This is a genomic window from Paenibacillus sp. TY11 (genome assembly GCF_059772165.1).
In genome coordinates this window covers 34,404-46,179 of record NZ_JCBAIQ010000010.1, presented here as the reverse complement: position 1 = coordinate 46,179, position 11,776 = coordinate 34,404, and the positions used below count along the sequence as shown (strand labels likewise).

Annotated in this window: 10 protein-coding genes; 3 read left to right on the top strand and 7 right to left on the bottom strand. The window is 48.7% G+C overall.

The genetic code is table 11. The features are described from left to right. Nucleotides 1–24: 24 nt before the first annotated feature. A complete protein-coding gene (locus tag AC6EJC_RS13055) occupies nucleotides 25–978 on the bottom strand; it encodes a helix-turn-helix transcriptional regulator (protein ID WP_444954321.1) in 954 nt (317 codons plus the stop codon). A gap of 104 nt (nucleotides 979–1,082) precedes the next feature. Here AC6EJC_RS13055 and AC6EJC_RS13050 point away from each other — a divergent pair, with 104 nt between their 5' ends. Beyond that, the gene (locus AC6EJC_RS13050; RefSeq protein WP_444954320.1) at nucleotides 1,083–1,622 is read left to right on the top strand and encodes a dihydrofolate reductase family protein; all 540 of its coding nucleotides are present in this window, start codon (nucleotides 1,083–1,085) and stop codon (nucleotides 1,620–1,622) included. Nucleotides 1,623–1,819: 197 nt separating this feature from the next. On the opposite strand, the gene AC6EJC_RS13045 is transcribed toward AC6EJC_RS13050, so the two are convergent. From AC6EJC_RS13045 to AC6EJC_RS13035, 3 genes are all read right to left on the bottom strand, one after another. Then, on the bottom strand, nucleotides 1,820–3,115 hold the full coding sequence (locus tag AC6EJC_RS13045) for an ABC transporter substrate-binding protein (RefSeq protein WP_444954319.1): 1,296 nt from the start codon (nucleotides 3,113–3,115) through the stop codon (nucleotides 1,820–1,822). A gap of 223 nt (nucleotides 3,116–3,338) precedes the next feature. After that, nucleotides 3,339–4,175: a carbohydrate ABC transporter permease gene (locus AC6EJC_RS13040; RefSeq protein WP_444954318.1), complete on the bottom strand. Its 837-nt coding sequence runs from the start codon at nucleotides 4,173–4,175 to the stop codon at nucleotides 3,339–3,341. After that, nucleotides 4,176–5,057 carry a carbohydrate ABC transporter permease gene (locus tag AC6EJC_RS13035; RefSeq protein WP_444954317.1) on the bottom strand — a complete coding sequence of 294 codons (882 nt, stop codon included), beginning with the start codon at nucleotides 5,055–5,057 and terminating at the stop codon, nucleotides 4,176–4,178. Nucleotides 5,058–5,265: 208 nt separating this feature from the next. Between AC6EJC_RS13035 and AC6EJC_RS13030 the strand changes: the two genes are divergently transcribed. Then, complete coding sequence (locus tag AC6EJC_RS13030) at nucleotides 5,266–7,080, top strand: sensor histidine kinase (RefSeq protein ID WP_444954316.1); 1,815 nt, start codon at nucleotides 5,266–5,268, stop codon at nucleotides 7,078–7,080. Nucleotides 7,081–7,087: 7 nt separating this feature from the next. Further along, nucleotides 7,088–8,749 (top strand): response regulator, encoded by a 1,662-nt coding sequence (locus AC6EJC_RS13025; protein ID WP_444954315.1) that lies wholly within the window; start codon nucleotides 7,088–7,090, stop codon nucleotides 8,747–8,749. Here AC6EJC_RS13025 and AC6EJC_RS13020 read toward each other — a convergent pair. The 3 genes from AC6EJC_RS13020 to AC6EJC_RS13010 all read right to left on the bottom strand — a co-directional run bounded on the left by AC6EJC_RS13020 (nucleotide 8,679) and on the right by AC6EJC_RS13010 (nucleotide 11,618). Then, nucleotides 8,679–9,266 carry a GNAT family N-acetyltransferase gene (locus AC6EJC_RS13020; RefSeq protein WP_444954314.1) on the bottom strand — a complete coding sequence of 196 codons (588 nt, stop codon included), beginning with the start codon at nucleotides 9,264–9,266 and terminating at the stop codon, nucleotides 8,679–8,681. The genes AC6EJC_RS13025 and AC6EJC_RS13020 overlap by 71 nt on opposite strands. A 111-nt stretch (nucleotides 9,267–9,377) precedes the next feature. After that, nucleotides 9,378–10,502, bottom strand: a complete 1,125-nt coding sequence (locus AC6EJC_RS13015; protein WP_444954313.1) for an NADH-dependent flavin oxidoreductase — start codon at nucleotides 10,500–10,502, stop codon at nucleotides 9,378–9,380. Nucleotides 10,503–10,676: 174 nt separating this feature from the next. After that, nucleotides 10,677–11,618: a bile acid:sodium symporter family protein gene (locus AC6EJC_RS13010; protein ID WP_444954312.1), complete on the bottom strand. Its 942-nt coding sequence runs from the start codon at nucleotides 11,616–11,618 to the stop codon at nucleotides 10,677–10,679. Nucleotides 11,619–11,776: the final 158 nt, after the last annotated feature.

The following is an 11,776-nucleotide window of genomic DNA, read 5'->3' as shown; positions in this document are numbered from 1 at the left end:
AAATAAGAGACTCCATCTATAGGATCAATTCTCTTTTTGTTCATCATCCGCTTTATCATCTTTCAGATAAGGATTCAGGCTGTCTTGCAACAGTTGCTTGACTCGCATACGCAGCTCTTTCGGGTATACGACCTCGGCCTCTGGCCCGTATTTTAACAGAAGTCGGGATACATATCTAAACTCTTCAATCGGAATATGTCCCTGCCATTCCTGACCCTGCCCTTCCTGATGGGAAACATTTTGGAAGAGGGCATCTGATTCGGCCAGCCTGGCACCCCATGCGGTAAATTTTATTTTTGACGGAATTCCTATACGGGAATCCTCCGAAGCCAACCATTCCTGAAGTGTGGGAAGGCTGTCCAAGGTTTCTTCTAGCATCGCCATTGCGATCACCCGATCTGAACGGTACAAAATAATGCGGTCTCTGCTATGCGCTGGCATATACCAATATCCGTGATCAAAATACAGCCCTATCGGATATACTTTGGTCCACTTTTCTCCGGAAACAGAGCGGTAATGCATGTTCACCCGTCGCTTATTCAGCGCAGCCTCCAAAATGAGCGAGGTGTAGGGCGAGTCTGCATGAGTGGGTATCATACGAAAAGAAATGTAATCCTTTAATTGATCGATGCTGTCCTGCACATCCTGTGGAAGCTCAGCATAATAATGCTCGGATAAATGCCCACGAACCGATCCAAAAGGGATATCTGGAATGTCTTCCAGCAGTTGCAGCATGAGAAAAAGACCAAGGGCCTCGTCGCGGGCAAGATGAAGGGGAGGAAGAAGCCGATTGGGCAGTGCCCGGTACCCACCATGAGGACCCGTTTCGGTATAAAGGGGGAACCCGGTCTGCTGCAAATAGTCGAGATCTCTTTGTATCGTCCTGACGGAGACGCCAAATCGTTCGGACAGCTCACGCGCCGTATATTTTTTTCGGGAATCCAATATCCTCATAAGAGCAATTCTGCGTTCGTTCATAAGGTACTCCTCTAATCAAAAGTTAAATTTAAACGACCGTTTAACTACGACAAAGTATGTCATAAATATATTGTAACATAGGAGATAGAAAGGAGTGATACACTATGAAGGATTTGAAATCAAACGAACTAGTACTGTATATTGCCATGAGTCTCGACGGGTATATAGCTTTGCCGGACGGCTCGGTGGACTGGCTGCATGATGTCAAGGGGGATGGCGGAGACAATGGATATGCCGACTTTTACGACACCGTAGGCACAGTGCTGATGGGCAGGCTGACGTATGAGGAAGTGTTGAAGCTCTCAGATGACTTCCCTTATGCTGGCAAGCCTTGTTATGTGCTCACACGATCATTAACGGAGCAACAGCAAGCACCGCATGTTACGTTTACGGACGAAGCCCTGACTGAACTGGTTCCACGTCTACAAGAACAATCGGAAGGTGCGGTATGGCTAGTAGGTGGAGGCCAGTTAGTTCAGGCCTTCATGCAAGCGGGACTACTGGAGAAGGCTATCATTGCGATCATTCCCAAAGTGCTTGGACAAGGAATACCGTTATTTCCAGAAGGAACGCTGCCAAGTACATTTGAACTTAAAGAAATAGAGCGCCGCGGGGATATTGCTCTGCTTCATTATCATATATAAGCCGAACTTGAAAGTTTCATATCGTGCCACTGCGCAGACGGATGGTGCTTCGCTTGTACAGCACCATTCCGCCTACTCCGTTTTTATGTACATTTTTCGAGTTCAGCCTATATAAATTTGTTTACAGAAAAGCCTTCGTATTTCAGGATCATGCAATCTTCCTGAAATACGAAGGCTGTATCGCGTGCTTTTGTTCATTATTTGGTCTTCAAATTATCCCATGTTCTCTGGAAATCCTCGAATAGCTTCCCAGCATCCGATTTACCTGCCACATAGGCTTGCATCTGACTTCCGAATTCCTGCTGTGCTCCTTCAGGATAGCGGCTAAAGAACCAGCCCAGCAGTTTATTGTCCTGACTGTATTTCACTACTTCGGCACCCAGTTGGCCCATATCGGCCTCTGCCCCTTTGATGCTCTTGAACGCTGGAATAAACTTAAATTCCTTGGTGATATACTTTTTACCCTGCTCGGATGTCACCATCCAGTTTAAGAACTCCTTCGCCTCGGCTTTGACAGACGAATTTTTATTAACGACCCAGTTATTGGCGACACCTACAAACAGCTTATCTCCGGCTGCTGCATCTTCACCAATCGGCATAGGCAGAATACCGAGATTCAGCTTCGGATTAATCCCGTCAATTTGGACCTGAGTCCAGTTCCCTTGCTGCATCATGGCAGCCTTGCCAGTGGCAAAGTTCGTTACCTGCGTATTGTAATCGGTCGTCAGCGGCTTCGAACTACCATACTTCAACGTCAGATCGAACAGCTTAATCCACTCGGCGAATACAGCGTTGCCCGGAATCTTCGCTGTTCCATCATTCAGTCCCTTGACGAAGGCCGAGGGGTCCGGCTGATTGGCAAATGCCACGTTCAGCAAATGATTGCCCAGCACCCAAAATTCCTGATATCCATTAGAAAATGGTGTAATCCCTGCGGCTTGGAGCTTCTGGGCAGCCCCCTCCAGCTCGGACAATGTTTTAGGGGTTTCCGTAATCCCCGCCTTCTTGAACAAATCCTTGTTATAAATAAAGCCATACCCTTCCAGATTCATCGGCTGACCGTACAACTTTCCGTCCTTGGTCATCGGCTCTTTGGCGACATCGACCACATCGCCGACCCAAGGCTGGTCAGACAGGTCCTCCAGATATTCCAGCCACGTATCCAGCTCGCGGTAACCTCCTACGTTAAAAATATCCGGTTGCTCCCCGGAGGCGAACTTCGCCTTTAACGCCGCCCCATAGTCACTGCCCCCGCCCACGGTCTGAATATCGAGCTTGATCCCCGGATGAGTCGCTTCATATTCCGCCTTCATACGATTTAACGCTTCAGCAATCTCTACCTTGAACTGAAAAATGTGAATTGTTTTTTCCTTCACTTCCTCTTTGCCTGCATTTTGTCCACCACTGCTGTTACAACCTGCCAAAACCAGGGCAAAGGCCGCGAGAAGCAAAATCAGTGCTTGGGCTTTCTTTTTAAAAGTATGCGTTTTCATATTTATGTTCCTTTCTATTCTAAATTCATATCAGATGAACTCGAAAAATTCATGTGGAAACGGAGCAAACGGAATGGTGCTGAACAAGCGATAGCGCTCGCCTTTGTCTCTAGATTCTCACCTTTATTCGTTTATTCAGGGGAATCTGGAGGCAACAGCGATGGTAAGCACCATCCGTTTGCGGAGTGGCACACCGTGTACATTTTCGAGCTCATCGCCACACTCAACCTTTGACCGAACCAGCCATAATACCTTGAATAATATATTTTTGCATGGCCAGAAAGAACACGATGACTGGCAAGATGCCCAGCACCAGTGCAGGCAATGCCAAATCCCACTGCTTCGTGTATTGTCCGAAAAAGGCATAGGTAGCAATTGGAATCGTGCGCAGTTCAGCCTTTTGCAGCACCAGAGAAGGCAGGAGATAGTCATTCCAGATCCAGAGCGTATTTAAAATAATAACAGTTACCATCATCGGCAGCATCAACGGATACACAATCCGGAAAAACACTCCGTATGGCGAACAGCCGTCCACTGTAGCTGCTTCTTCCACCTCGACCGGCACACCTTTGACGAACCCGTGAAAGAGAAAGATGGACATAGGGGCTCCGAATCCCAGATAACAGATTACCAGACCACTAATGCTGTTCATTAAATCCAGCGTACTTACAACCTTGACCAAAGGAATCATCACAGATTGAAAAGGAATGACCATAGCAGCCACGAACAGGCTAAACAACACTCGATTATAACGCGTCGGATGCCGGACCATTCGGTAAGCAGCCATTGAGCTGATCAGTACGAGCAGCAAATTACTGACCACCGTAACTACAAATGAATTCCATAAAGCTTCAGGAAAACGCGTGATGCTCCATGCTCTGGCATAGTTGCTCCATACAAAGGTCTGTGGCCAGGCCGCAGAATCGGTGAGCAGGTCACCAAAGCTTTTGACCGAATTCACGAATAAAAAATAAAACGGGACGAGGAATAACAATGCGACGAGGATCATCACCAACTCGGTCGCCCATGTTCCAAAGCGGTAGCGATTGCTTGTTTCCATTTACGCTTCCACCTCCCGGCTTTTCGTCAGTCGTACCTGAAGGCTCGTAACAAGAGCAACAATGATAAAGAAAATGAGTGCTTTAGCCGTCCCCAACCCATAACGATTATTCACAAACGCTTCATTGTAAATATTGAGTGCAACCGACTCTGTGGACCCGAAGGGACCGCCCTTGGTCAGTGACAAATTGAGATCGAACATTTTAAACGACCATGATATCGCCAGGAAAAGACATACTGTAACGGCAGGCATGATCAAAGGCAGTATAATCGACCGCAAGATTTGCATCCGGCTCGCTCCGTCAATTTCGGCTGCTTCCAGCATATCCCGGGGCACATTGGTCAGGGAAGAGATGTAAATAACCATCAAATACCCGGCAGTTTGCCAGATAAACACGATCACAATGCCCCAGAAGGCCGTGATCTCATCTCCCAGCCAGGATAGATTGAAGAAGGACAAGTTCGTACTCTCTCCGATCGCTGCAAATCCCTTGACGAAAATAAACTGCCAGATAAATCCGAGCAACAGACCTCCGATCACATTAGGCATGAAAAAAATAGTCCTTAGCACATTTTTTGTTTTCAGCGGCTTGGTTAGAAAATACGCCAGCAGAAAGCCAAAAATATTCGCAGCCACTACTCCTATCACCGTAAAACGGACCGTAAACCAGAACGCTGTCCCAAATTTGTCATCATTCCATAAAATGTGACTGAAATTATCCAGCCCGACCCACTTCGCCTGATTGGCTACCCCGTTCCACTCTGTAAAAGAATAGTACATTCCGAGCATGAAAGGGATTACAATAATGATAACGAAAAATAACGTCGATGGCCCTACAAAAATCCATTGCTGGAGCCATTGCGACGACTTGGCACGATTCAAACCGATCCCCCCTTTTGTTGTCTGTGGTGTCTGGAACGCTTCCTACGGCTTCCTTTCAAGCAGCATGCACGCTTTAGCCGTACGGATGTGCAATTCACATGTTCATTATGTCGAATAAGCGCTCTGGAGAACACGTAAGATCGTGAACCATTAGGGGGGAAAATATTGACCTCTGGCTTGCCTTGAAATTGTGAAAGGAGCTAACTGTATGAAATTTCACAGCATTCGTTCCCGCCTGATCTGGTTTTTGCTCATTGCAGTCACCCTACCGCTGCTACTGTCGATGACCATGACCTTCATTCTCACCAAGCAATCCTTGCGGGAGCAGGCCACACAAGAAAATGAGCGGCTTATTTTTCAGGGAATTACGAATCTGGATAACTATTTACAGGGATTGAATCGCGCGTCCATCGGAGTCTATAACGACCCTCATTTTCTGCGCAACCTGGCCAAAATTCCGGATGATTACCGGGCCGTCGCTGAAATTTACACCACGCTGCAAACGATGATGAATGCTTCGTCAGGCATTGACCAGGTGTATTTGCATTCTTATGAGGCTGGGCAATCTACGCTGATTACCAGCACGGTCCCTCTACGGGAATTCCGGCTGGAGCCCTTCACCGGTTCTATTCATTACGGCCCTTCCGGACTGTTCATACAGGCCTCGCATATGAAGCATTTGTACGGCTTTTCGGCAGTTTCCTATGCGGAGCATAGCACAGAGCGGCAGGTGTTTACACTTCATCGGGCGATTCGAAACATTCCTTCCTCAGAGACGCTTGGGGTACTGGCTATAGATGTTGGTCTGGAGCCGCTGCGCAGTATTTGCCGTCAATTGTATGATGCGGATACAGAGGAGCTGTATTTGATCGATCGAAACGGAACGATCATATATAGCGGAAAAGAAGCATCCATTGGAACACACTGGAAGGAATCTGGCCTGCTCAATCGAACTTCTAAAGAAGGCGAGCACGGAGTGATTGAAGATGATACGGCACTGCACGTGTACGGCAAGCTGGATGCCAATCTGTCAGGCTGGACGCTCGTCAAGAAGATTCCTCATCGTACGCTTTATTTACGGGCTACCCGCCTGACTCAGATCAATGCGGTCATTACCGGCGCAGCGTTGCTACTCGTCATTGTTGCCACATTATGGATTTCGATAAAAATCACGGAACCTATTAAGCGGCTGACTCGCTACATAAACCAGATTCAATCCGGTCAACTGGATGTAGACATCCGGGCCATGGGCAACGATGAGATCGGAGTGCTATCGCGCCGCTTCAGACAGATGATGGATACCATCAATAACCTCATTTTACGGGAATACAAGCTGGAACTGGCTAACAAGACACATCAATTGAAAGCGCTTCAAGCACAGATTAATCCTCATTTTTTATATAATACGCTACAATCTATTGGAACACTGGCTCTACAGCATGAGGTACCGCGAATCTATTCACTGCTCTCTTCCCTTGCCAAAATGCTGCGTTATAACATGCGGGACCATACAGTCGTTACACTCAAGGAAGAAGCCGAGCATGTAAAACAATATCTTGATTTGCAAAAGGAACGCTTCGGCGAGCAATTAGAGGTCACTTACCAATGGGATGATGAGGTCCTGAATGATCGGGTTCCGAAAATGATTCTCCAGCCGTTGGTGGAAAACTACTTTAAACACGGTGTCGATCCTCGGCTGGGGCCCGGTGAAATTCGCATTACAGGCTGCCGAATCCGGGAAGGCATTGTGAAGATAGAAGTGGAAAATAACGGAACATCGATTCCACAGGCCGAATTGGAGCAGCTTCAGCATATGCTACAACGTCCGCTGAAAGCTTACGAGGAACCGAACACCAGCGAGCAGGACTCCATTGGTCTTCAGAATGTTCTATTGCGTATTCAGCTTCACTCAGAGGATGGTTCTAATACCCTGTGCGTAGACAATATTCTACCTCATGGCGTTCGTTATACACTCGAAATTCGTAGCGAAGCTCAGACCGGAATTCATATTAAGGGAGAGTGATCTGTCAATGAGAGTCCTAATTGTGGATGATGAAAAGCATGTGCGTCATGCCATTCGGATGCTCGTACATTGGGAAGCTTGCGGCGTGACCGAGGTGATTGAAGCTGAGTCGGGCGATCAGGCGATTGAGATCATTACCGCCCATTCCCCATCCGTTGTACTCACGGATATGCGGATGCCCGGCAAAGATGGAGTGGCCCTGATGGAGTGGATTCAGGTCAATTCCCCCGCAACCAGAGTTGTGGTGGTGAGCGGCCATGACGATTTTGATCTAGTCCGACAGGCCATCCGCCGGGGAGGGATGGACTATATTCTCAAACCTGTAGACCCGGTAGAGATTAACGAGGCTCTATCCAAAGCCACTAAGGCTTGGCGAACAGCGGAGCAAGATCGGCGCAGGCAAACAATGCAGGCCATCGAAGTAAACCGGATGAGGCCGCACTATGCTGATAAGCTCTTGACCGAGCTGGTGTCCGGTACGGCGAATACCCCTCTTTCCATTACGCCCTTACGTGAGGAGCTACGTCTTCCCGCAGCTATTCAGATATGTAATGCAGCTGTGATGAGTACCACACAGCTGGATGCCGATATACTGGACAAATATAAAACGCGCCGTGCGCTTTTGAGCTTTTCCCTCATTAACATCTGCAACGAATTTCTCGTGACCTCTCAAACCGGAGTTGCATTCCGTCATCTGGAGCGTATGGACGAAATTATTCTGCTGTATTGGGGCGAGCCAGCTCGTTGGCCACTGCTCTTGCAGGATATTCACGCAGGGATCAGAAGGGCGTTGCGGTGCTACATGCACATCGGGGTTGGCTCTTTCGGTGCCTTTCCCGTGACGGCAGCCACAGCCTACCAAGAGGCACGGCAAGCGTTGTGGAAACGGGATGTGTTGCAGGCCACCGACTGGATGCACCAGAATACTCTGGCACGGCAAACCGTTCGTCTTCCCCAGTTGCCTGAGATGGAAGAGGAACTACGGCTTAGCGCGCTCAGCTGTAATGCCAGTCGTGTGTCTATAGCGGTAGGCCGCTGGATAGCAGCCGTAGCCGTGCTGCCTTCGGTTACAGCAGAGCAGCTAGCCAGCTGGAATCAGGAGCTGGATTGGATGCTGGCCCGCTGGCTGAATGACAGACCCGGAGATGCCGAAGGCGAGGAACTGGCAGATGAGCCCGGCTCCATTCCTGCCTTGCCGGTCGACAACCGCGGCATGCTTTCCCTGCCCTTATGGAAAAAACAGGTCGAAAACCGACTGCTGGCAGCCGGTCAGGCACTTACACCAAGCCATAGCCCAAACAACCCGACGATCCGTGATATCGCCCGCTATCTGGATGCTCACTACGACGAGGACATTTCTCTACAGGATATGGCGAGCCGCTTTTACCTCAGTCGGGAATATATCTCTCGTAAATTCAAGCAGGAGTACGGGGTTAATCTGTCCGACTATTTGTGCCAGATCAGGATGGGCAAGGCAAAGTTGCTATTGTTGAATGACAAGCTGCGTCTTCATCATATCGCTGGTATGGTCGGGTATCAGGATGAAAAATACTTTGGCAAGGTGTTCAAAAAACTGGAGGGTGTCACGCCTGGCGAATTTAGAAGGCGCCATTCTGCAAATCCTCAGCCGTTACCGCATACAACACATGATCTTCCCACACACCATTAATCTTCAAATAGTTGAGAGCCAGCCCTTCCCGTCGAAATCCCGCCTTTTCCATCACTCGATTGGAAGGTGTATTTCTTGGCATCACTCCGGCTTGAATACGGTGTAATTCCAACTCATTCAAGGCGTAACGTACAATATCCTTCACTGCAGAGGTAGCATAGCCTTGTCCGTGATATGCAGGATCTACGAAGTAGCCCAGATTGGCGTTTTGAAAGGGACCTCTAGCGACACCAGACAGCTCCATTCTGCCGATCAGCTTATCATTTTCCGGCAAAAAAAGTCCGAACGTATATCCCTGTCCAGCTTGTGCAGCTTCCAAACCGTTGGAAATCAGACGCGCCTGTTCTTCCAGCGTAAAGTAAATTTCAGGTCGTTCAGGCTCGAACGGTTTGAAAAAGTCAAAATTTTCACGTCTGATCTCTAATAAGCGTTCTGCATCACTTACTTGTAAAAGTCGAATCTGTAGCCCCGGATGGGTGGACTTAATCGAAATCGCACCATTAGCTTCATGTATCATTGTCATCACCTTCTTTCTTTGTTATTCCTATATTATTGTGTTCACGGTCACGAGACAAGAAAATACCCCAGGTGCCTAAAAGCAGCCTAGGGTATCTCCATCATTCAAAATTTAGTCCGTAACAGGCATCCAGCCTGGAAGGGTCGTCAAGGCACCCCACAAGTAGTCAGGAATGACTAGCTCCTGCTGGGCTTGCTTGGATAATGTCGTGCGAATGGTATCTTCTGTGCCGTTTTGCACTTTCTGAACCCATTGCGGCTCCATCAGAAGCGGACGTCCCAGCGATACAAGCGGTACACCTGTCTCCAGTGCTGCAAGCGCCTCATCCGGTGTATTCAGCGACCCAACTCCCATAATCGGCACACGGTTACCCACCTTCTCATGGATGAGAACGGTACGTGACCGTTCGTCACTACGGTCACGGAACGAACCACCGAAGAAATGATTTACGGAAATGTGCAGGTAATCCAGCCCTTGATCCGCCAGACGGTCTACAAGCACCATCGTATCATCCAGCGTAATGCCTGGCGTGTGTCCTTCCTCAGGAGACAAGCGGTATCCGAAGATGAATGGCTGCTTCGCATGCTCTGCGATCACTTTCTTCACTTCGTGAACAACCGCCAGCGGGAAGGTCAATCGTTTTTCGACACTTCCTCCCCATTCATCGGTACGAAGGTTGGAGTGCGGGGAGAAGAACTGCTGCACTAGGTAACCATTCGCTCCGTGAAGCTCCACACCGTCATAGCCTGCTTCAATCGCGCGGCGAGTCGCTTCGCCATAGGCGCGAATTACGCGGTGGATATCGTCGGATGTCATTTCACGCGGCACAGGTGCGCCTTCTTTTTCCTCGGCTACTGCGCTTGCACTGATCGGTTGTCCGTCTGGAATTTGATCCGGTGGACACAGACGGCCGCCATGATAAATTTGCAGGATCGCTTTCGCGCCCTCCTGATGAATCGTATCTGCCAGACGGCGCAGGCTCGGAATCATTTCATCCTTGTCCGCACCAAACTCATTGACAAAGCCTTTGCCATCTGGAGTTACATACACACAAGCTGTAATAACCGCGCCCACACCACCGGAGCGTTCACGGTAGTATGCCAGCTCTTCGTCACTGACTTCGCCATTTTCGTGGGAAGCAAAGTTAGTCATAGGGGCCATGGTGATACGGTTCTTCAACGTAACGCCGGATGGCAGGGTAAAAGCTTCAAATAGAGGCTTATATTTTGGGTTCATTCGTTCTCTCTCCTTCAGTTTAAGTCAGATCAGATAATATAGGGCTGTTGAGCATGAAGCCGAATACGAATTCAGTGTAACTTTACTTCAATGATGAAGCCTATCTACTGTTGCTTACTTAAATACAGTGGTTGTAACAACCACAGTATAATGATCCGGACCTATAAAGTCAAATTATCCTCTTCTATCCTTCTCTTCCCGACGAGAAAACCAGGTCGCGAGCAACGAGCCGGAAATATTATGCCACACGCTGAAAATCGCACTCGGTACAGCAGCAATCGGGTTAAAATGAGCCGCTGCCAGCGCAGCGCCCAGCCCGGAATTTTGCATTCCCGTCTCCAGCGTAACGGCTTTGCGTTTGGAAAGATTCATGCCGAACAGCTTGGCAAACCAATATCCGAGCAGAAACCCGATACCGTTATGCAAAATAACCACTGCAAAAATAATCGGACCTGTCTCCAAAATCTTGCCTTTGCTGCCTGCAACCACAATAGCCACGATGACTACAATCGCTAGCGTTGATATGAGCGGCAGCACCTTGACACTGGCTTCCGCCTGTTTGCGAAATAGCGATTTGACGATAACGCCCAGCACAATGGGGACAATAACCACGACGAGAATATCCATAATCAGCGATTTCGCATCAATATTCATCCAACGTCCAGCAAGCAGGCTGATCATGGCGGGGGTCGCCAGTGGGGCAATCAGCGTCGACACCGAAGCAATCGATACTCCCAACGCCACGTCGCCTTTGGATAAGAGCGTCATTACGTTGGACGCGGTTCCGCTTGGGCAACAGCCTACCAAAATGACACCCACCGCAATATCCGGTGGCAGCTGCAATACCAGCGCCAACGCAAAAGCCAGAAACGGCATAATCAGATAGTGCCCGACAACACCAATAGCCACATCCACCGGACGCCGGAATACTTCACGAAAGTCAGCCGTAGATAAGGTCAGTCCCATCCCGAACATAACAATGCCAAGAAATAACTGTATGTATCCTTTCAACCCCGTAAACGCCGCAGGAAAGAAAAATCCCAGACATGCAAATAAAAGTACCCAGATGGAAAAGGTTCCTCCTACGAACTTCCCCACTTTTTCCAAACCATTCATCCTTCTTGTCTCCTCACTTCTATATAAGCTGAATTTGAGGAAATTCACATGGGAAACGAAGTAGGCAGAATGATGCTGTACAAGCGTTAGCGGTCGCCTGAAAGCTTTCTTGAGGAAAGCTCACATCGTAAGCATATACTGCCCCCAGATTTCTACCA